The organism is Litorivivens lipolytica (genome assembly GCF_014191715.1).
In the GTDB taxonomy this organism is placed as follows: domain Bacteria; phylum Pseudomonadota; class Gammaproteobacteria; order Pseudomonadales; family Spongiibacteraceae; genus Litorivivens; species Litorivivens lipolytica.
Genome location: NZ_JACHWY010000001.1, coordinates 818,099 through 839,876 on the forward strand (window position 1 = coordinate 818,099; position 21,778 = coordinate 839,876).

Annotated in this window: 19 protein-coding genes and 1 tRNA gene; all 20 read right to left on the reverse strand. The window is 55.0% G+C overall.

Features of this window, described 5'->3' with window-relative positions; all coding sequences use genetic code 11:
- Nucleotides 1–30 precede the first annotated feature (30 nt).
- A complete protein-coding gene (locus FHR99_RS03795; protein ID WP_183409210.1) occupies nt 31–309 on the reverse strand; it encodes a polyhydroxyalkanoic acid system family protein in 279 nt (92 codons plus the stop codon).
- 6 nt (nt 310–315) lie between these two features.
- A complete protein-coding gene (locus FHR99_RS03800; protein ID WP_183409211.1) occupies nt 316–846 on the reverse strand; it encodes a DUF1285 domain-containing protein in 531 nt (176 codons plus the stop codon).
- Nucleotides 847–874: 28 nt separating this feature from the next.
- Nucleotides 875–2,047, reverse strand: coding sequence for an NAD(P)-dependent oxidoreductase (locus tag FHR99_RS03805; RefSeq protein ID WP_183409212.1), 1,173 nt, complete (start codon nt 2,045–2,047; stop codon nt 875–877).
- 42 nt (nt 2,048–2,089) lie between these two features.
- On the reverse strand, nt 2,090–2,932 hold the full coding sequence (locus FHR99_RS03810) for a 4'-phosphopantetheinyl transferase family protein (protein WP_183409213.1): 843 nt from the start codon (nt 2,930–2,932) through the stop codon (nt 2,090–2,092).
- 49 nt (nt 2,933–2,981) lie between these two features.
- Entirely contained in the window at nt 2,982–4,856 is a 1,875-nt protein-coding gene (locus tag FHR99_RS03815; RefSeq protein ID WP_183409214.1) for a SurA N-terminal domain-containing protein, read from the reverse strand.
- A 94-nt stretch (nt 4,857–4,950) separates the two neighbouring features.
- Nucleotides 4,951–5,223 carry an HU family DNA-binding protein gene (locus tag FHR99_RS03820; RefSeq protein ID WP_183409215.1) on the reverse strand — a complete coding sequence of 91 codons (273 nt, stop codon included), beginning with the start codon at nt 5,221–5,223 and terminating at the stop codon, nt 4,951–4,953.
- A 145-nt stretch (nt 5,224–5,368) separates the two neighbouring features.
- On the reverse strand, nt 5,369–7,795 hold the full coding sequence (gene lon, locus FHR99_RS03825; RefSeq protein ID WP_183409216.1) for an endopeptidase La: 2,427 nt from the start codon (nt 7,793–7,795) through the stop codon (nt 5,369–5,371).
- Nucleotides 7,796–7,947: 152 nt separating this feature from the next.
- Nucleotides 7,948–9,231, reverse strand: coding sequence for an ATP-dependent Clp protease ATP-binding subunit ClpX (gene clpX / locus FHR99_RS03830; protein WP_183409217.1), 1,284 nt, complete (start codon nt 9,229–9,231; stop codon nt 7,948–7,950).
- Between the two features lie 101 nt (nt 9,232–9,332).
- Nucleotides 9,333–9,980 carry an ATP-dependent Clp endopeptidase proteolytic subunit ClpP gene (gene clpP / locus FHR99_RS03835; RefSeq protein ID WP_281388550.1) on the reverse strand — a complete coding sequence of 216 codons (648 nt, stop codon included), beginning with the start codon at nt 9,978–9,980 and terminating at the stop codon, nt 9,333–9,335.
- Between the two features lie 122 nt (nt 9,981–10,102).
- Nucleotides 10,103–11,434 carry a trigger factor gene (tig, locus tag FHR99_RS03840; protein WP_183409218.1) on the reverse strand — a complete coding sequence of 444 codons (1,332 nt, stop codon included), beginning with the start codon at nt 11,432–11,434 and terminating at the stop codon, nt 10,103–10,105.
- A gap of 68 nt (nt 11,435–11,502) precedes the next feature.
- Nucleotides 11,503–11,587 (reverse strand) — tRNA-Leu (locus FHR99_RS03845).
- 143 nt (nt 11,588–11,730) lie between these two features.
- Nucleotides 11,731–13,002 carry a hypothetical protein gene (locus FHR99_RS03850; protein ID WP_183409219.1) on the reverse strand — a complete coding sequence of 424 codons (1,272 nt, stop codon included), beginning with the start codon at nt 13,000–13,002 and terminating at the stop codon, nt 11,731–11,733.
- 172 nt (nt 13,003–13,174) lie between these two features.
- Nucleotides 13,175–14,350: an acetyl-CoA C-acyltransferase FadA gene (gene fadA, locus FHR99_RS03855; protein ID WP_183409220.1), complete on the reverse strand. Its 1,176-nt coding sequence runs from the start codon at nt 14,348–14,350 to the stop codon at nt 13,175–13,177.
- Between the two features lie 21 nt (nt 14,351–14,371).
- Nucleotides 14,372–16,519, reverse strand: coding sequence for a fatty acid oxidation complex subunit alpha FadB (gene fadB / locus FHR99_RS03860; RefSeq protein ID WP_183409221.1), 2,148 nt, complete (start codon nt 16,517–16,519; stop codon nt 14,372–14,374).
- A gap of 214 nt (nt 16,520–16,733) precedes the next feature.
- Nucleotides 16,734–17,783, reverse strand: a complete 1,050-nt coding sequence (locus tag FHR99_RS03865) for a beta-N-acetylglucosaminidase domain-containing protein (protein WP_183409222.1) — start codon at nt 17,781–17,783, stop codon at nt 16,734–16,736.
- Nucleotides 17,784–17,791: 8 nt separating this feature from the next.
- The gene (gene gcvT / locus FHR99_RS03870) at nt 17,792–18,895 is read right to left on the reverse strand and encodes a glycine cleavage system aminomethyltransferase GcvT (protein ID WP_183409223.1); all 1,104 of its coding nucleotides are present in this window, start codon (nt 18,893–18,895) and stop codon (nt 17,792–17,794) included.
- 12 nt (nt 18,896–18,907) lie between these two features.
- Nucleotides 18,908–19,684 (reverse strand): TatD family hydrolase, encoded by a 777-nt coding sequence (locus FHR99_RS03875; RefSeq protein ID WP_183409224.1) that lies wholly within the window; start codon nt 19,682–19,684, stop codon nt 18,908–18,910.
- A gap of 61 nt (nt 19,685–19,745) precedes the next feature.
- Complete coding sequence (locus tag FHR99_RS03880; RefSeq protein ID WP_183409225.1) at nt 19,746–20,096, reverse strand: PilZ domain-containing protein; 351 nt, start codon at nt 20,094–20,096, stop codon at nt 19,746–19,748.
- Nucleotides 20,097–20,160: 64 nt separating this feature from the next.
- The gene (locus tag FHR99_RS03885; protein WP_183409226.1) at nt 20,161–21,144 is read right to left on the reverse strand and encodes a DNA polymerase III subunit delta'; all 984 of its coding nucleotides are present in this window, start codon (nt 21,142–21,144) and stop codon (nt 20,161–20,163) included.
- Nucleotides 21,137–21,772 carry a dTMP kinase gene (gene tmk / locus FHR99_RS03890; protein ID WP_343067369.1) on the reverse strand — a complete coding sequence of 212 codons (636 nt, stop codon included), beginning with the start codon at nt 21,770–21,772 and terminating at the stop codon, nt 21,137–21,139. Before tmk ends, FHR99_RS03885 begins: the two co-directional genes overlap by 8 nt.
- Nucleotides 21,773–21,778: the final 6 nt, after the last annotated feature.

A 21,778-nucleotide genomic window follows, 5' to 3' on the forward strand; every position in this document is an offset into this window, starting at 1 on the left:
ACTTTTTCGCTTTTTTACTGAAGAACAGGATTAACTGAGCTTTTCGTCCAGGGCTTTTCTAAGCTCAGACTCGATCTTGCCCTTGAAAGCACCGGCCAGCATGCCCAGTTTCACGTCGACACGCACCTCGCCCGGCAGAATATCCAGCCGACCGCTCAACCGCGAGTGATCGATTTTAACTGAGCTATCGCCTTCCCATACGGCTTTGGCGTCGTAGCGCCGGGCCAGTGACTCGACCAATTCACCTACCATGTGCCGAACGTCGCTCTCTGGCTTGTTATGCTTTTTGCTGAGAGAAATGCGAGACATCCTGATCTACTCCATATAACCCAAGGAAAATCGCTGCCCCTGCGACTGCAGCCACAGCTGTCCATTTTCTTCTGTCGCTTGCTCGACGAGGCGGTAGAACACCGCTCGCCCAACGCGCGCGCTAAGACCGTGATTCAATTCGACACGCGGCCGTGGTTCTCCGGTGGCAGCGTCCGTCTCAACCACCAGCGGAACCTGCTCCCCGAGAATATGCCAGTCATCAACGTTGGTCAGCACCGCCATCCGGTCAGGCGCTGTTTCGGCGTCAATAATCTGCAGGGGAAGGTCCTCGACGCGAATGCGCCACTTTTCAACCGGCGTTACCAGATAGTATTCGCCATCATCTTCCCGGCGCAGGATGGAGGCAAAGAGTTTGACCAGCTCATGGCGTTTGATTTCACCGCCTTCGTGAACCCAGCGCCCGTCTGACTCTATGACGATATCAATATCACCACTGAGATCCGGGTGCCACTTATGGATGGGGGGCTTGCCTCGCTGATTGCTGATGAGATCGGCAATGGTATCCAGTCTGCTCACGCTCGCCCCTTTCCGGTTGGCGTGCGGATCAGGCTATGACCCGCACGTTGATAACACCTTCGATGCCGCGAATCCGCGCAATGACGTCATCGGATGGCGCCACGGCAACATCGATCAGATTGTAAGCCACATCATCGCGACTCTTGTTCAGCATATCAATCACATTGAGATCTGCATCGGCCAGAGCCGACAACACGTGGCCAAGTATCTTGGGCACGTTATTGTTGCTGATCGCTATACGAGTACCTTCGCTGCGCTCGAGCGCCAGCGCGGGAAAATTGACAGAATTCTTGATATTGCCGTTTTCAAGAAAATCGCGAAGCTGCTCTGCCGCCATGATGGCACAGTTTTCTTCGGCTTCATCGGTGCTGGCACCGATATGCGGCATCAGAATCACATCGTCGCGACCAATCAGACCCGGTGCCGGGAAATCAGCGATGTAGCGCTCCAGACGCCCGGCGTCCAGCGCTTCAATGATCGCCGCATTGTCGACGATTTCTTCACGGGCAAAATTCAGCAGCTTCAGCGTCGGCTTACAGTTGGACAGCAGCTCCGCGTTGACCAGACCACGCGTTGCGTCCAGCACCGGCAAGTGCAGGCTGATATAGTCCGCGCGGGCAAACAGGCTGGCGATATTTTCCATCCGGCGAACCGAACTTGGCAGACGCCAAGCCGCGTCGACCGACAAGGCCGGATCGTAGCCAATAACATCCATACCCAGATCCAAACCTGCACGGGCCACCAATGAGCCAATCGCGCCAAGGCCGACCACACCCAGGGTTTTACCCATGAGCTCTTGGCCCTTAAAGCGTTTTTTCTCTTTCTCGAGCAACTTGCTCATCTCAGCGCCATCGGTCATATCGCCAAGGGTGTTGACGTAGTCCATGCCGTTGAGAATACCGCGCGAACCGAGTGTCATGCCGGCGATAACCAGCTCTTTCACTGCGTTGGCATTGGCGCCGGGCGTATTGAAAACCGGGATACCGCGGCTGGTACAGTCCGCAACAGGAATATTGTTGACACCGGCACCGGCACGGGCAATCGCCATTACCGACGGGGAAACCTCTTCCATGGTCAACTTGTGACTGCGCAGCAGTATGGCATCCGGCGAGCTGAACTCACTGGCAATTTCATACTGCTGGCGCGGCAGGCGATCCAAACCTTTTACTGAAATCTGATTTCGCGTCAGTACCTTGAACACGTTTTCCCCCAATGGCTCTAGCTGTAAAAAAGTCGGGGGATTCTAACAGAAAGCCGCGTAAAGTGCGTCCTGATGGGCGTGTGTAAAGAGGCTCGAGGTATCCTGCACATCCACACAGCCAACCAGTGGAATGGATTCCCGCAGACAAATATGGTCGATGGTTTCGCCCATACTGACGGCGACCGTATAGTCACTACCCAAATCAAAGTAGCGAAAACTCCAGGCCTCTTCGCTTGGCAGAAATCCTTCGGCCATGGATACCAGTTTGGCTTTCTGAGTACTGCCTTGCACGCCGGTCGCCGCCCGAAAGGAAAAACTATCCAGCGGAACCGACAAACCCTCTCCGCGCGCCTTGATCAGCGACTCCTTGAGGGTCCAGTAGCGAAAAAAACCCGCACGTTGCTCCAGGGCCGGCAGCCGCTTCAACTCGGCAATTTCAAGGGATGAAAAATACTGATCGGCAACGTCCAGCATGGAACGGCCGTGGCCGTGGTACTCCACATCGATACCCAGCGGTGCATCACGGTTGATTGCGCACACCACAACACCGTCAGTGAGCGACAGGTTGAAGCGGGGAAGAAAAACTCCCTCGGGCAATGACTCACGATCCAACTTGGGCTTGCCCGACTCATTACGGGTAAAGCGATGCTGCTCAGGTGCAAGCCCGGTGTAGCAAGACAGCACCGTGCGCAACAGGGCTCGGCTTAAAAGGTAATCAAAGCGGTGTTCCGGGTACTGCAAGGAACGGTAGTGATCCAGCTCACTGGCATCCAGCATGGCCTCATAGGCCGACTCACGATGATGATCGGCCACGTGGGCCGAAATCGCGATCCAGATATCCAACTGTCCACCGGGTAATGCACTTTCTGATCCCGGCTCTATCATTATTATATTTCCTTGTGCCGGTACAAAAATCTGTACCGGCAACAGCTAATCAATTGTACTTAACCTCAGCGCGGCTCATCAGGCTGGCGAAGTAGGCGTTGTAGCTTTGGTTCGCCTGCACACGCTGGGCACCTGCCAAGAGTTCTCTGCGGCGATTTTCCGCCACCAGACTGCGCTCTCCATCGTATACATTTGTGAGTTGAATAACCACCAGATTACCGCTCGCATCACTGGTTTCGGCAACATTCCCGCTGGCGCCTTCCTCTGGACGAGCCATCTGGAAAACCTTACGGCGAATCGCCTCACCAATGCTGGAATCCTGACGTGAGGCGCGTACTGCCACCTGCCATTCCACGCCCTCGGTTTTCTTGGCTAATGATTCTGCTGAATCGCCATTACTCAGCGACGCCATCAGTTCATCCGCGGCAGCCTCAGCCAACTCGCGACCACCCTGCTGCTTCAGGCTGGCAACGATCGTGTCGCGAACCTCTTCCAGAGGACGAACTTCAGGCGCTTTGTAATCTAGCGGATGCAATACCACAAAGTTACTGGGCGACACCTCGATTACTTCGGAGTTGTAACCCTGCTCACGCAAATCGACATTAAACGCTGCAGCCTTTACCGCAGGGTGCTCCAGCAAGCCTTTGTTCTGATCCGGCGTCAGCCAATCGCTCTGTTTCACCTCGAGATCCAGTGTCTTGGCAGGTTCATCCAGACCGTCTGCGTTGAACACCAAATCGCGCAGAGCTTCGACTTCGCTGATCAATCGCGGCTTGGCCGCGCGAACCTGAAGTTGTCGCTCAATATCGGCGCGGCGCGATTCGAGAGAGGCGACATCGGGAACTCGCACTTCCAGCAATTTTACAAGATGCAGACCCGCATCGGTTTCTACCGGCTCGGAAACCTCTCCAACCTCCAACTCTGAAAGCGCACTTTCGAAAGCTTCCGGGAAGGTATCACCAGCGCTGAAACCGAGATCGCCACCCTGCTCCGCGCTGCCGAAGTCATCGGAAATATCCTTGGCGACATCGGCAAAACTTTCACCCGAACGAATACGCTCTTGCGCCTCGGCCAGCTTGGCTTTTGCATCATCGCCAGCACCCTCAACCAGAATATGGGCTGCCCGGCGCTCAGTGCGCTCGTTTGCCGCCTCTAATTCCTGCTGATAGGCCGCACGAATATCCTCTTCCGCCACTGGCTCATAGAAATCCTCGATCTTCAGTTCGAGGTAGGCAACACGAACCGATTCGGGTGATTTGAAGCGACTTTCGTTTTCACGATAGTAGGCCTCAATCGCCTCATCAGATGGGCTGATTTGCTCGGCGAACTTCTGCGTATCGAGGGTAAGGTAGTGAAAGCTGCGCTTCTGATCGCCAAGGCGGATCGCCGCGCTTTCCTGCACATCGGTAATAAAGGTTGAGCCGGCTACCCCCTGATTAAGCTGATCAATCAGGAGATCAGTCCGCAGCAGAGAGCGGAACAACTGAGGGGTAAATCCCTGAGCTGCCAGTATTTGACGAAAACGCTCTGATGAAAAGCGCCCCCCTTCCTGGAATTGCGGCATCTGCATAATCGCCTGATTCAGCACGCTGTCTGGCACAGCAATACCCGCCTCATCAGCGGCTTGCAACAGAACCTTCTGTCGAATCAGGGAGTCCAGCGCCGGCCTTCGCAAAACAGCGTCATCGAGCAATCCGGGATCAATATTATTCCCCATCATGGCGAGCAGCTGGCGCTTCTGCATGGCGAGCGCCTGATCAAGTTCAAACTGACTGACTTTCTCACCATTCACCACAGCGACCGGTGTGTCACTGCTACCACTGAACAGGAAATCGATACCGTACAGCGCGAAGGGAACGATCATCAGACCGATAATTATTTTGGCGGCGACGCCTTGGATATTGTCGCGGATATTCTGAAGCATGTTCTTCCACTACTTACAAAAAAAGCGCATCTTTCGATGCGCCTTTATTATGGAGCGCTAAGGCCCCGAACGGTGTTACGAAGTAGGCGCCGTATTAGTTAACAGCATCCTTCAGCGCTTTACCCGCTTTAAAGCTGGGGATCTTGGCCGCAGCAATGTTGATCGGCTCACCAGTTTGCGGGTTGCGACCAGTGCGAGCAGCACGCTCTTTAACACTGAACGTACCGAAACCAACCAGAGATACCGAATCGTCTTTTTTCAAAGCATCCGTAATTGAATCGACAACCGCGTCCAGTGCACGACCTGCGGCAGCTTTAGGCAGGTCCGCTGAAGCAGCGATGGCATCGATTAGCTCAGATTTATTCACTTATTATCCCCTTCGTTTGTAGGCAATGCGTAAAAAGAAAGTAATTAATAAACCACTCCCTGTTCTCAGTGACAACAGGCTTATCAACTGAATTAAGAGTGGGATTTATACCAACTGCATTTATGACGGTCAAGGAAGTGTCGCGTCAATGCGCACTATATCGCGAGCTCCCCTGACCTTCTGTCACATCCGCGTCCAATTTCTGCTGAGACAAGCCCGCAAGGTACTCTTCATCAGATATTGGCTTTGGTAAATGCTCGAGTGCTATCTCCAAAACCTCATCGATCCACTTGACCGGTTTAATCACTAGGTCAGCTTTAATGTCATCCGGAATCTCTTTCAGATCCGGCTCATTTTCAGCGGGAATAATGATGGTTGTGATACCACCCCGGTGCGCGGCAAGAAGTTTTTCCTTTAGCCCACCAATCTTCAGCACTTGACCACGAAGTGTAATCTCTCCGGTCATCGCAACTGAAGACTTCACGGGTATACCCGTTATCACCGACACTAATGCCGTACACATTCCAATACCCGCAGACGGGCCGTCCTTCGGAGTCGCCCCCTCTGGAACGTGAATGTGTATGTCGTGGGTATCGTGATAATTGGCGGGAATCCCCAGCGCCTGAGAGCGACTTTTCACCACCGTCAGAGCAGCCTGAATGGATTCCTGCATCACGTCGCCCAACGAGCCCGTCTTAACGTGACGCCCCTTGCCCACTACGGACACGGCTTCGATCGTCAGCAGCTCACCACCTACCTGTGTCCAGGCGAGACCGGTCACCTGACCAATGCGGTTTTCTTCTTCGGCTTTGCCAAAGCTGTACTTCGGCACACCCAGAAAATCACCCAGATTATCTGACGACACCACCAGCTGGGAGTCCTTACCCTGCTTTCTGGCAAGACTTTTCACCACCTTGCGACAGACTTTGGCGAGCTCACGCTCAAGTCCGCGTACACCCGCTTCGCGGGTATAGAAGCGAATCACGTCGCGGATCGCGCTTTCTTCGATGGTTAATTCGTTCTCAGCCAAACCATTGTTCTTCATCTGCTTGGGAATCAGATAACGGCGCGCAATATTGGTTTTTTCCGCTTCGGTATAACCGGGAATACGGATGACTTCCATACGGTCCAAGAGTGCCGGCGGAATATTGAGAGAGTTCGACGTGCAGACAAACATCACGTCTGACAAATCGTAATCCACCTCCAGATAGTGATCACTGAAGCTGTTGTTCTGCTCCGGATCGAGCACCTCCAGCAAGGCTGAGGCTGGATCGCCCCGATGATCCATACCCATTTTGTCGATTTCATCGAGCAGGAACAGGGGATTTCGCACACCGACTTTGGACAGCTTCTGAATGATCTTACCCGGCATCGAGCCGATATACGTACGGCGATGACCGCGAATTTCTGCCTCATCGCGAACGCCGCCCAGCGCCATCCGCACAAACTTGCGATTGGTGGAGCGAGCAATCGATTCACCCAGAGAGGTTTTACCTACCCCCGGTGGTCCCACCAGACAAAGCACCGGGCCCTTCACTTTCTTGACCCGTTTTTGCACCGCGAGATATTCAACAATACGGTCTTTAACTTCTTCCAGACCGTAGTGATCCGCGTTCAGTACTTCCTCGGCCTTGTCGAGGTTGTGTTTTACGCGAGAGCGTTTCTGCCAGGGAATGGAAATCAGCCAGTCAATGTAACCGCGCACCACCGAGGCCTCGGCAGACATCGGCGACATCATCTTCAGCTTGGCAAGCTCCGACATGGCCTTTTCTTCGGCCTCAGCGCTCATACCCGCTTCTTTAATCTTGGCTTCGAGGGCTTCGAGCTCGTTACCACCCTCTTCCATGTCGCCCAGTTCGCGCTGAATGGCCTTCATTTGCTCATTCAGATAATACTCGCGCTGACTGCGCTCCATCTGCTTTTTGACCCGGCCGCGAATGCGCTTCTCGACCGCGAACAGGTCAATTTCAGATTCCATGACCGTCATCAAATGCTCGAGGCGCTCGCGCTCGGACAGCATTTCGAGAATGGCCTGCTTCTGTTCCAGCTCCATACTCATGTGCGCCGCAACGCTGTCAGCCAGCCGGCCAACCTCGTCGATACCTGACAAAGACGTCAGAACTTCAGCCGGAATCTTCTTGCTGACGTTGACGTATTTTTCAAACTGGGTGATGGCACTGCGAATCAGGGATTCTGCTTCGCTGCTATCCACTTCCTCCGCATCCAGACCGGAGACCTGCGCCTGGAAAAATTCGCCGTTATCTTCGACCTGATGAATTTCGGCGCGATAAGCGCCTTCCACCAAAACCTTCACCGTACCGTCTGGCAGTCGTAGCAGTTGGAGGATATTGGAGACCGTACCAACATCGTACAGATCGTCTGTGCCCGGCTCGTCGACATTCGGGTCACGTTGCGCGACTAGCATAATTTCCTTATTCGATGCCATCGCGGTTTCGAGCGCACGGATTGATTTATCGCGCCCGACAAAAAGGGGTATCACCATATGAGGGTAGACAACCACATCCCTCAACGGCAGTAACGGAAAGTCCTTCATCTCGTTGGAATCACCCATTGGCAACCTCGTAACAGGTGGAACGGAGGTCGGCACCTGTGTCCGACTCCCTTTAACATGGGGCGTAGACAGCGGAATTACAAGGTATTGACAGAGAAATAAATGAAAAAGGGCCGATAAATCGGCCCGTCCTGCTTGGTTCTGCTCAGATTTTAATCGTCTGGCGCGGCTTTCTTCTTGTCGCTGTTGTGGTACACCAGCATGGGCTCCGACTCGCCCTTGATCACGGATTCATCAATGACCACCTTGCTGACATTATCCAGCGACGGGATTTGGTACATGGTATCGAGTAGTACCGCCTCCAAAATGGAGCGCAGCCCGCGGGCACCGGTTTTGCGTTCCATGGCCCGTTCAGCCACCGCACGCAGACCATCCTCACGGAAGTCGACATCCACCCCTTCCATCTCAAACAGTTTGCCGTACTGCTTGGTCAGAGAGTTCTTGGGCTCTGTCAGAATGCTGATCAGCGCATCCACGTCCAGCTCTTCCAGCGTGGCAATAACCGGCAGACGACCGACAAACTCGGGAATCAGACCGTAGCGAACCAGATCTTCCGGTTCCAGATCGGCCAGTACTTCCCCAACGTTGCGCTTGTCGTTCTTGCTTTTCACTTCCGCTGAGAAGCCAATACCACCGCGCTCGGAACGATCGCGAATCACTTTATCCAGGCCGGCAAACGCGCCGCCACAGATAAACAGGATATTGGCCGTATTCACTTGCAGGAATTCCTGCTGCGGATGCTTGCGGCCACCCTGCGGCGGAACCGAAGCCACGGTGCCTTCGATCAGTTTCAACAGAGCCTGCTGAACACCCTCACCCGACACATCGCGGGTGATTGAGGGGTTATCCGACTTTCGGGAAATCTTGTCTATCTCATCGATATAGACAATACCCATCTGAGCCTTGTCGACATCGTAGTCGCATTTCTGCAGCAGTTTCTGAATGATGTTTTCGACGTCCTCACCCACGTAACCGGCTTCGGTCAGGGTAGTGGCGTCAGCAATAGTAAAGGGCACATCCAGCAGGCGCGCCAGAGTTTCGGCCAAAAGCGTTTTACCGCTACCGGTGGGGCCAACCAAGAGGATATTACTCTTGCCCAACTCAACGTCTTCTGCACTGGTATCCGCGTAACGAAGACGCTTGTAGTGGTTGTAAACCGCTACCGCCAATACCTTCTTAGCACGTTCCTGACCAATAACGTACTGGCCGAGGATGTCTTTGATTTCAGCGGGTGTGGGCAGGCGATCATGGCTACCTTCACTGCTGCTTTCCTGAATCTCTTCGCGAATAATGTCATTACAGAGATCAACACATTCGTCGCAGATAAATACAGACGGTCCCGCAATCAGTTTTCTGACTTCGTGCTGGCTTTTGCCACAGAACGAACAGTAAAGCAGTTTGCCACTGTCGTCCCCGTCTTTCGTGTGATCTGCCATCAAGCTCTCCAACAGATGCACCATAACGGTGCATTAAAAACTTTAACTCTCTAAAGATGCGGATTTTTGCCGCAATTTGCAAGCCTAGGGCATAATGAATACTACGTATTCTCGGCCATTTTCCGCTGCGTCATCACCTCATCGACCAGACCATAAGCCTTGGACTGCTCTGCATTCATGAAATTGTCACGCTCAGTGTCCAGACGGATTTTTTCAATATCCTGACCTGTATGCTCAGCCATCAGTTCGTTCAGGCGCTCTCGAATGATCAGGATCTCACGAGCGTGAATATCAATATCGGTCGCCTGACCCTGAGCACCGCCGCTGGGCTGGTGGATCATGGTGCGGGCATTGGGCAGCATGAAGCGCTTGCCTTTGGTGCCGCCCGACAGCAAAAAGGCCCCCATGCTGGCCGCCTGGCCAATACACATGGTGCTGACATCCGGTTTGATAAACTGCATCGTGTCGTAAATTGACAGCCCCGCAGTCACCGACCCACCGGGTGAATTGATATATAGGTGGATGTCCTTATCGGGGTTTTCAGACTCGAGGAAAAGCATCTGCGCCACGATCAGGTTGGCCATATGGTCTTCAACAGGGCCAACACAGAAAATCACGCGCTCTTTCAGCATGCGGGAATAGATATCAAAGGAGCGTTCACCGCGGGCGGTCTGCTCGACGACCATCGGCACCAGGCCGAGATTGTTAATCTGTTGGGAGTTATAACCTTCTGAACTGTAGCGCGACATAGTTCCTCTTTTATATTCCGGCTTGCCAATTAATTAGCGCCGCCACATTTTCGGACCCACAAAAAACAAAGCGACCGAATTTTCACCCGATCGCTTTAAGAGTCCACTACAGCTGAGACGGCTTATTCGTCTTCAGCAGCCTCTTCTTCGGGCGGCGACATCACTTTTTCGTAACTGGAAGTTTCCTCGCTAACCTGCGCTTTTTCAAGCAGATTATCAACAACCTGATTTTCAACCACCAGAGACTCGATTCCCTGAAGCTGTTGCGGGTTGCTGTAGTACCAGTTTACCACCTGCTCCGCGTCATCATAGCTCGCCGCCATTTTTTCGATAGTTTCGCGAACTTTGTCCGCATCGGCTTCGATGCCTTCCTTGCTGACCAGCTCATTCAGCACCAGACCCAGTTTAACGCGGCGCTCGGCATTTTCCGCGAACACTTCATCGGGGAAGATGTCTTTGGCATTGATCTGCTTGGCCAGATCGCCAAACTGCTGCAGCTGTTGGTTGCGCAGAGCATCAATTTCCTGACTGATCAGTGCCTTGGGCACTTGCAGGTCGCTGTGCACATCCAGAACGCCGTCCATGATCTGCTGCTTGATACGGTTTTCCACCGCACTTTCCAGCTGACCATCCATGTTTTTCTTCACTTCAGCGCGGAAGGCATCCATACCGCCCTCTTCGACACCGAACAACTTGAAGAACTCGTCGTTCAGCTCTGGCTGAGCTTTTTCCTTCACTTCTTTTAGGTTGATCTTGAACTCAACTGCGGCACCTTTCAGCTCTTCGCTGTGGTAGTCCTCAGGGAAGCTCAATGACAGGACTTTCTCTTCACCGGCCTTCATGCCGACGATTCCATCCTCAAAGCCCGGAATCATTTGGCCACTGCCCAGCACCAGATTGGAATCTTCCGCAGCACCACCTTCAAAGGCTTCGCCGTCTTTGGTGCCCAGATAGTCGATAACCACCTGATCGCCGTCCTGAGCGGCACGCTCAACGGTCTCGTAGGTCGCGCGCTGCTCGCGCAGATTATCGATCATCTTGTCGATATCAGCGTCAGTCACTTCAGCCACCGGCTTGACAACCTTGATGCTGCTGTAGTCTTTCAGCTCAATTTCAGGGAAGACTTCGAAGGTCGCCACGTATTCCAGATCACGGCCGGCTTCCATGGATTTAGGCTCAATCGCGGGCTGACCAGCCGGCTTGAGATCCTGCTGCTGAATGGCCTCGTAGAAGGATTCATTCATCACTTCGCCCAGCACTTCCATGCGCACAGACTCACCAAAACGCTGGCGCATAACCTTCATCGGCACTTTGCCGGGGCGGAAACCGTCCAGACGAACGGTTTTGGAAGCTTTCTGAAGTTTGGAGTTAACCGCGCTGTCGATGCGCTCGGCGGGTACACCAACGATTAAACGACGCTCCAGACCAGAAGTCGTTTCTACTGACACTTGCATGGGAATCCCTCTGAGGAAGCTGCGCGGAGCGCGCAGCCTGTCTGTCGAAAAAGTAGATTGTCAAAATATGGTGCGAAAGGAGAGACTCGAACTCTCACGCCTTGCGGCGCTGGAACCTAAATCCAGTGCGTCTACCAATTCCGCCACTTTCGCAAATTCTTCAAAAGGCAGGTCTAAGCCTTTGTATTAGCAGGCTAAACAACATAAAGGTGCGATTGGGCCTGCAAATTTTGGTCGGCAATTGTGCCACAGCGCCCCGCGCCTCGCAAGCGAGGGCAGCGCGCTATCAAAGGGATTTAGCGGGGCAAGGCGACAAGAAAAATCAGCGGCTTAGCGCCTTTGTGCTCAATCTCCAATCCCCTCCAGTTTTGCGGCAAGAGAACCGCCTGCTCGGCTTGCAGCGGGCACACGCCTAGCGGCAGCTCGCCCTGCACCTGCATAAGCACCGCATAGTCTGAAGGGCTCGGGATCGAAACGGTGTATCCGGGCGCCACGGTATAACGCTGCACCTCAAAATCCGGAAAATCGACAATGCGTTCGACGCAGACACCCTCGCTCTCAACCAACACCTCAAAAGGCGCCTCGGGCTCGGGCTCGAGATTCATCAGCTCGATGGCCTTGGCAGTATCCCAGTGCTTTTGTGTGAGCACTTTCTGGGCGAAGGCCACAATCAAACGCTCATAGACGGGGGTCTGGAACTCGACCGTGCGCACGCCGTGCTGCAGGGAATGCGGCGTCAGGGTAGGCACCTTGACCACATCCCCCACCCGCAAGGGTTTGAGGGCGGTAAAGCGATTCATGGCGTCGCGCTGGGATTTCTCCTCCGCGGTCAGTTCTGCAGGCAGGTCCGCCAACCAGGCCTCCCTGTCCGCCGCCCTGCCCTCAGTTTCGGCTCGCCGATCAAGCTCCTCGTCAATTTTGCGACGAACCGCCTCATAATCTGCTACAGCGCTAGCAAAGGCGCTGCGAAATTCGCTGTCGCTGTCATATTGCGCACGAACCGCCGGATCAAAACCAAAGCGAATGGCACCGGTACCATCCGGCCAGGCGCTCTCATCTACTGCCGTAACCACATAGACTTCCCGCTTTTCTTCGTGCAGCTCGAAATAGAGATCACCAAAGACCTCTTCCGGACGCGGCGCCAGTATTTTAAGGAGCACAATACCCCGCTCCCGACCCGCGACCAGCTGATCCGGCAAGGCGGAAAGCACCCACGGCAGTGGCACACTGCGTCCCGCATGGCCCGCTCCGGCCAGACCGCGATCTTCCATTCCGGTGTACCAGATCTCTCCCCCCCAGGGTTTGGGGATATGGACAGGATCAAGCGCAATCGCTGTGTTGGTGCTGAAAACGTCGGTTTGCAGTTCACTCGCCAAGGTCGCGAGGTCGCCCGCATGCGCTTTCAGCGTTTCCCGCAACGGCTTCGAGTCAGATTGAACAATGAATGTGGTTCCCTGCTCCTGTCGTTGATAAACCGCTATCAAGCGCTCCTCACCGCCTTCCGATGACCAGAAGCGCTCAAGGCCATAGGCAATCGCCACCAAACCGCCTGGGGGTTGTGCGGCCAACAGGGATTCCGGTGAATGCTGGGCGAGGAGTACGGGAACAGTCATGAGCGGGAATGGGCTGTAAATAACAGGCTGATAGCTTCGGAAGCGCAATGGTAGCACGGCCAACTGCCTGATCGCACAAACAAAAACGGGCCCGAAGGCCCGTTTGCGACGTGCATCGAACGATGAATCAGACGCGTTCGATAATGGTGCTGATGCCCTGACCCATGCCAATACACATGGTCGACAGACCAACACTCTTGTCCTGCTGTTCCATCACGTTCAGCAAAGTGCCGGTGATACGGGTACCGGAACAACCGAAGGGGTGGCCCAGAGCGATCGCGCCGCCATTCAGGTTGACCTTCTCATCCATTACGTCCAGCAGCTCCAGATCCTTCAGTACCGGCAGCGCCTGCGCGGCGAAGGCCTCGTTCAGCTCAACCAGATCCACGTCTTTCATGGTCATGCCGAGTTTCTTCAGGACCTTCTGAGTGGAAGGCACAGGACCGTAACCCATGATAGACGGATCAACACCGGCCACACCCATACCGATGATACGGGCGCGAGGCTTGGCACCGATGGCCTTGGCCTTGGCTCCAGACATCACCAGCATGGCCGAGGCACCGTCAGCGATCTGCGAGCTGGTACCGGCAGTTACGGTACCGTTGCGCGGATCAAAGGCCGGACGCAGTTCCGCCAGACCTTCCAGCGTGGTTTCCGGACGTATGGTGTTGTCTTCGGTCACGAGGATTTTCTTGCCGTCTTCGTCGTGACCTTCAATGGCAATGATTTCACCATCAAAACGACCATTGGCGCGGGCATCGGCGGCACGCAGGTGAGAACGCAGACCGAACTGATCCTGCTGCTCGCGAGTGATGCCGTGCAGCATACCCAGCGCTTCAGCGGTCATGCCCATCATGCCGGCGGCACGGGCAACGTGCTTGCTGGCCTGCGGGTTGGGATCAATACCGTGGTTCATAGCCAGATGACCCATGTGTTCAACACCACCCACCAGGAAGACGTCACCGTAACCGGTTTGGATGCCCTGAGCGGCGGTGTGCAGCGCCGACATGGAAGAGCCACACAGGCGGCTGACGGTTTGGCCAGCAACGGTGTGCGGGATAACCGTCAGTACAGACATCATGCGGGCAATGTTCCAACCCTGCTCCAGGGTCTGGTTAACACAGCCCCAGATCACATCTTCGATATCCGCCGGGTCCAGTTCCGGGTTGCGGGCCAACAGTTTGTTGACCAGCTCCGCAGACATGTTTTCAGCACGAACGTTGCGGTAAACACCGTTCTTTGAGCGCCCCATCGCGGTTCTGGCGCAATCAACAATTACAACATCAGTATCTTGGTAACTCATTGGTTAAGCTCCTGCACCAGATTATTTAAAGAAGGTTTCGCCGTTTTCGGCCATTTTGCGAATGCTCTCAGTGGGCTCGTAGAGCTTACCGAGGTGGGCAAATTTATCTGCCATTTCGCAGAAGGCCTTGGCACCCATCTGGTCGATGTAGCGCAGCGCGCCGCCACGGAATACCGGGAAGCCGATACCCATGATCAGACCCATGTCCGCATCTTCCGGGCAGCTGACGATGTTCTCATCCAGACAGCGCAGAGTTTCGGTACACATGGGGATCATCATGCGGGCAACGATTTCTTCGTCAGTGATCTCGATGGACTTCTCGGCGCAATCGGCCGCCATTTTCAGGGCCGTTTCGTCTTCAGTCTTGCGCGGCTTGCCCTTCTTGTCCTTCTCGTAGCGGTAGAAGCCAACACCGTTCTTCTGACCGTAGCGATCAGCCTTGAACATCAGCTCGGAAATACCGGTGTAGTCGTGCTTCATGCGATCCGGGAAGCCTTCTGCCATCACTTCGGCAGCGTGGAAACCGGTATCGATACCCACCACGTCCATCAGGTAGGCAGGACCCATCGGCATGCCGAATTTTTCCATGACCTTGTCGATGCGGCGGAAATCCACACCGTCACGCACCATCATGTCGAAACCGGCAAAGTACGGGAACAGAACACGGTTAACGAAGAATCCGGGGCAATCGTTGATAACAATCGGCGTCTTGCCCATTTGCGTGGCGTATTTCACAACGCGCGCAACGGTTTCATCGCTGGTCTTCTCACCGCGAATAACCTCAACCAGCGGCATCTGATGTACCGGGTTGAAGAAGTGCATGCCACAGAAGTTTTCCGGACGCTTCAGGGGCTCGGCCAGACGGGTGATCGAGATCGTTGAAGTGTTGGAAGCCAGCACCGCGTCTTCACGAATGTGCTGCTCGCACTCGGACAGTACCGCGTGTTTGACCTTCACGTTTTCAACAACCGCTTCAACGACAACGTCGGCTTTATCAAAACCGGTGTAGTCCAGCGTCGGACGGATGCTGCTCAGCACTTCACCCATTTGCAGGCCAGACATACGGCCGCGATCAACGCGCTTGGCCAGCAGTTTGGTGGCTTCGCTCATACCCAGATCCAGACCCGCGTCTGCGATGTCCTTCATCAGGATCGGCGTGCCCTTGTAAGCGCTCTGGTAAGCAATACCGCCGCCCATGATGCCGGCACCCAGTACAGCCGCCTTGTTTACAGGCTCAGCCTTGTTTTCCCACTGCTTGTTGCGCTTACCCAGAGTCTGCTGGTTCAGGAACAGACCAACCAGTGCAGCCGCTTCAGGTGTTTTGGCCAGCTTGGCGAAGTATTCAATTTCAACTTCGATGGCTTCGTCACGACCCAGAGCCGCGTTTTTCTCCATGGATTTGCCAACGGTCAGCGGCGCGGGCATGTTCTTGCCAGCCTGCTGGGCGATCATGGCTTTACCGGTGGTGAAAGACATCATGCGCTCGATGTCGTTCAGTTTAACCGGCTCCAGTTTTTCCTGACGGCGGGCTTTGTAATCGAAGGTGCCGTCGATGGCTTTGGAGAGCAAATCCAGCGCCGCGTCGCGCAGGTTGTCAGGCTCAACAACCGCGTCCACACCGCCGTCTTTCAAAGCGGCATCAGGCTTTTGATCATTGCCAGTAGCCGCCCACAGCATGGCGTTGTCGGGACCGATGACTCGCGGCAGGCGTACAGTGCCGCCGAAACCGGGGTTGATGCCCAGTTTAACTTCCGGCAGACCAACACGGGCCTTACTGGACATAACGCGGTAGTCACAGGCCAGACACATTTCAAAACCGCCACCCAGTGCGATGCCGTTAATGGCCGCTACAGTGGGAACCGGCAGGTCTTCGAAACGATTGAAGATGCCATTGGCCTCGCGAACCCAGCCCTTCAGCTCGTCGTCGGGCAGTTTGAACATGTCGGTGAATTCCATGATATCGGCACCGACGATAAAGACAGACTTGGCACTGGTGACCAGAACCCCTTTCAGGTCCTTTTCCTGGGCCAGCGCTTTGGTGGCTTCGTCCAGTTCGCGTAGCGTAAGCTGGTCGAATTTATTGACAGATTCGCCTTGCTGATCGAAACACAGCTCAGCGACACCGTTATCCAGGAACTTGGCCGAGATGGCCTTGCCTTCGTAAATCATGTGTTTTCCTCACATCACTTGAGTTATTGGCTGCAGTGCAGCGTGAACACATCGCCGGCGAACCGGCCATTGTCGAAAATCCGACGGGCGTTCAAATCCTTCCTCGGCGCGGCGCCGGATGAGTACAGCTGACGCCACAAACATGTTTACCATGTAAACATGGGGTGCAGACATTACCGTAACCGGCCATTTTCCGCAACCGCTTAGGCCCGCCTCAGCCCGTCAAACACTCAGGATCAAAGGTATAGCCTCCTTCCAGCCAGTCGCAGACCTCTTTGGCCGCCGGATGGGGCAATGACCGATATTCATGCAGCAGAGCGCGTTTCTCCCGATCAGAAAGCCCGTCCAGCCCTTGGCGCTGGAATCGCGCCCAATCCCGCTCCAACACCTGCGACAAGTCTGCGGGAAGCCTATCCAGTGAGGCACGACGCAACTGATCCGCATCAGTGTAGTCGCTGTACAATTGCGGGAGGGTCATCAGTGGAATTTTTGACAGACTCGGCTGATTCATCGGATTGGCGAAATGCCCCGCCGCCGCCTGTTTAATCGCGGGATCACGACCGGTAAAGGCATTCAGATGAAGAAAGGGGCTAGTTTTGCGGCCATCGTTGACGGGGTAGTTGTCCCACAATAGCGGCTTACGCCCGGTAAGCTCGGTGAATTGGCGACAATCCTCGACCGTCAGCGTCTCGCAAATGACCTTCGCACCGGTCCAGAGAATATCAACACTGGCATCCAGCCCCGCATCGAGATCTTGCAGATAGTTCGCCGGGCGCTCACCAAAAACCTCATCCAACACCGGATCAAAACTGTAGTAGCCGGGGCAAACAGCCAACTCACCGTCAAAGACGTCACGCACATCGTGCATAACACGGGATTGACTGGCAGCAAGATCGGCGTGATCACCGCGCATATCGTCAAACAGTATCCACAGCGTATCGAGCCCAATCGCTGCAAGCTCGTTGAGACGATCTCTCAATACCGCCCGATCACGGTCTGAATAGGATAATTGCAGTCCCATGGGTGACAGGCCCACCCCGAATTTCAGGCCCAATCCACGGCAATACGCTGAAAAATGCGTCAGATTCTGGAGATCAACAAATGGCTCGCGCCATTGCGCGCGCAGGCTACCATCCCCTTTCGGCGCATAGACGTAGTGACTGTAGCCGGCGTCGGCGAGAAAAGACGCCATATCGTGACGTTCCGGCCAGGACCATTGGCGCCCGTAGAAGCCCTCTATTAATCCCAGCCGAAAGGTCGACATGCGTGGGATTAGCCTCTGAAATAACGCTGTTCAACAAAGGGCTTGCTGCGCACGGCAATGGGGATTTTCTTTTTGCGTACCTCGGCGAAAATTTCCCCTTCCATCGCAGCAGAGGAAACATAGCCCATGGCAACGGGCTTGCTTACGCTGGGACCAAAACCACCGCTGGTTACCACGCCAACCGGCACATCGTTGGCATCCACTAGGCGCACGCCCTCACGAACGGGCGCGCGACCTTCTATGTCCAGCAGCACCCGCTGGCTGTCCACCCCAGTAGACCACTGTGCAGCAATCACCTCAGAACCGGGATAGCCGCCGGCGCGCTCGCCATCAGGGCGGCGGGCCTTGTTGACCGCCCATTTCAGATTGGCGGTAACCGGAGTTTTGCTGGTGTCGATATCATGGCCATAGAGACAAAGTCCCGCTTCCAGTCGCAGGGAATCCCGTGCGCCGAGACCGATGGCGGAAACTTCATCGCAGGCCAGCAGAGCTTCGGCGAGCTCTGCGGCGCGTGTAGACGGCACCGAGATTTCATAGCCGTCTTCACCGGTGTAGCCCGAGCAGCTGACCCAACAATCGATGCCGGCTACTGTCAGATCAGCGGTATCCATAAATACCATCTTTTCCGCACCGGGTGCCAAGCGTTCCATCACCGCGCGGGCTTTCGGCCCCTGCAATGCGAGCAGAGCTTTGTCGTCCAGCAATTCGAACTGCAGTTGGGGAACCCGGGCGCGCAGCCAGGCCAGATCCTCGTGTTTACAGGCCGCGTTAACCACCAGCATGAAATGGTCACCACAGTTGGCAAACATCAGATCATCGAGAATACCGCCCTCTTCGTTGGTCAGCAGACCGTAGCGCTGGCGGTTCTCTGCCAGACCGATCACGTCCTGAGGCAAGGCGCTTTCCAGTGCCGCTGCGATGTCCTCACCCGTAACGCGAATCTGCCCCATATGCGATACATCAAACAAGCCGGCGCTGTCGCGGGTGGCGAGATGTTCTTTCAATACGCCTTCCGGGTATTGCACGGGCATGGCATAGCCTGCAAAGGGAACCATTTTCGCACCGAGTTTTTCGTGCAAATCAAACAGCGGGGTTTTCAACAGATCAGACAAGGAGCAGGCCTCTTAAGCTGCCAGTTTAAACAGGCGATTAAAGTTTTCAGCGGTTTGCGCGACCACCTCTTCAAAGGAAATGCCCTTGATATCAGCCACGCATTGCGCCACTTCCACTACGTATTTGGGCTCGTTTTTCTTGCCGCGAAACGGCACCGGCGCCAGATAGGGAGAATCGGTTTCCACAAGCATACGATCCAGCGGCACGCTGGCAACCACCTCGCGTAAATCTGCAGCATTTTTGAAGGTGATAATACCCGAGAAGGAAATATAGAAATTCATATCCAGCGCCGCATGAGCCATTTCCCGGCTCTCGGTAAAACAGTGCAGCACACCGGCCACGTCAGGATCGGATTCTTCGCGAATAATATCGAGGGTGTCCTGGCGAGCATTGCGGGTATGGACTATTAACGGCTTGCGGATTTTGGCGGCAGCGCGAAGGTGATTGCGAAAACTGTCCTGTTGGGCGGCCTTGTTGTCTTCGGAGTAATAATAATCCAGACCGGTTTCACCGATGGCAATCACTCGCTGGTGATCCGCCAGTTCGATCAGTGCATCAGTTGCTTCAATGTCGTCAGCCAGGTCCAGTGGGTGGATACCGACGGATGCGTAGATGTCCTCATGTTTTGAGGCAATATCCACCACAGTTTGCGCATTGCCGCGATCAATGCCGATGCACAACATCCGCTGCACACCGCGCTCGCGCGCCGCCTGCAGTGCCGCGTCGAGATTACCGTCATAGGGAGAAAGATCCAGTCTGTCGAGATGACAGTGGCTATCGATCAACATAATACCTGTTCCGTATTTACTGATACCCGAATGGGCTAAGTTGCGATGCGGCGCCCGACCGTTACATCGTATGAGTCGCGCGATCGGAATCCAGCATACCCGCCAGATATTCCTCGATCTTGCGATTGGCAGTATCGTCATCGCCAATAAACTGAACGCCGATACCGGGGCTGCGGTTACCCTGCGCACCACGCGGCGTAATCCAGACAACCTTGCCAGCTACCGGAATCTTTTCGGGCTCTTCCATCAGCGTAAGAAGCATGAAAACCTCATCACCGATCTGATAAGGTTTATTGGTCGGAATAAACAGACCGCCACCGCTCACAAAGGGCATATACGCACTGAACAGCACAGACTTATCCTTGATGTTCAGTGACAGCATGCCACCTTTGCCACCCGGGTTCAGCGCCATTCTCTTTTTGCTCCGTTGTCGACGTTCGTGTCAGTCAGTATGCGCAAGCATAACGGGATGACCACTATAGGCCAAGCCCTACCCGCCTTGCCGGCATATTCCAGCTCAGCAACAAAGACTCCAGCGTCAGCTGGCGGTTCACTGCCACACCGCGCTGAACCTGCGCGCGCAGTTCCAGAACTTGCTGCTGAAACGCGAGGATGTCCTGCGCCGGACGCTGCCGCCAGCTTTGCCAAATCGTGTTTACTGCAGACTCATCGCCCCCCATCACGGCACGCAACAAGTGATGAGTGCGCTGCGACAGCCATTCCAGCAGAAAATCGAGTTCGCAGTCTTTCAACGCATCTGAAGCCTGCGACAAACTGATCTCGCCGGCAACCCACGCTTGCAAGGTCTCATCACAACGCTGGCGCGCAGCGAGACCATCACTCTCAAACAAAAACTGGGCGGCTAGCGGACGCCCCCCCGTTTCATGGAGGCAAACCTCACATTGCTCGCGATCGGTGACAATCATCTTCAACCAATCCTGTGCCAGCGATTTTGGCGGCACGGGAAAGGGCAACCGCTGGCAGCGTGATCGAATGGTCGGCAGCAATCTGGCTGGCTCGTCACTGATTAGAATCAATACGGTATCACCCGTCGGCTCTTCCAGCGTTTTCAACAGCGCATTGGCGGTGTTGGTGTTCATCGCATCCGCAGGTTGAATCAAAATCACTTTACGGCCGCCACTGCGATGGGCCGTTTGCGCTGAGATACCCACCAGCTCGCGCACCTGATCCACGCCAATCTGACGCTTGCCCTCAGGTGGCTCAATAATATGAATATCCGGGTTTTCCAGACCGAAATGACAAGCTCTGCAGGTACCGCATGCCCCTTGTGCAGAAGGCTGCTCACAGGCTAACCAGTGCATCAAGGCTTTGGCAAAACGCTGTTTGCCAATGCCCGACGGGCCGGACAACAACAGCGCGTGACCCAAACGCCCCTCTTCTTCAGCGCGTACCAGCTGATCCCACTGACTCACCTGCCAGGGCAATATGGTCTCAGCCATTGCCCGCTCCCGTCAGTTCACTGTCCAGAACCTTGCGAATATCTGACGCTACCGCCTCGATACTCTGGGCGGCGTCGATAACATGAAACCGCTCGGGGTCGGCCTTGGCGCGACTGAGATAGGCATCGCGCACGCGCTCGAAAAATTCCTGGGCCTCGGTTTCAAAACGATCCAGTTCACCACGTTCCTGCGCGCGGGACAGCCCGACTTCCGGGCAAAGATCGAGCAACAAAGTACAGTCAGGCTGCAGCCCTTCTTGCACCAACGCTTCCAGCTCTTCAATCAAAGTCGTTGGCAACTGCCGGCCGCCGCCCTGATAGGCAAAGGTCGCATCGGTAAAACGATCACAGAGTACCCACTCGCCCCGCGCCAGAGCCGGCTTTACCACTTCGGCAAGGTGTTGGGCGCGGGCGGCAAACACCATCAGGAGTTCCGCTTTGGGATCTACCGCTTCTTCACGCGGTGCCAACAGCAGTTCGCGCAGCTGCTCCGCCAGCGGCGTACCGCCGGGCTCCCGCGTTTGAATAAAGGGAATATTGTGGCTCTCAAGCCACTGCACAATCACGGCAAGGTTGGTTGACTTCCCAACGCCCTCAGTGCCTTCCAGTGTAATAAATTTTCCGCTCACGACTGA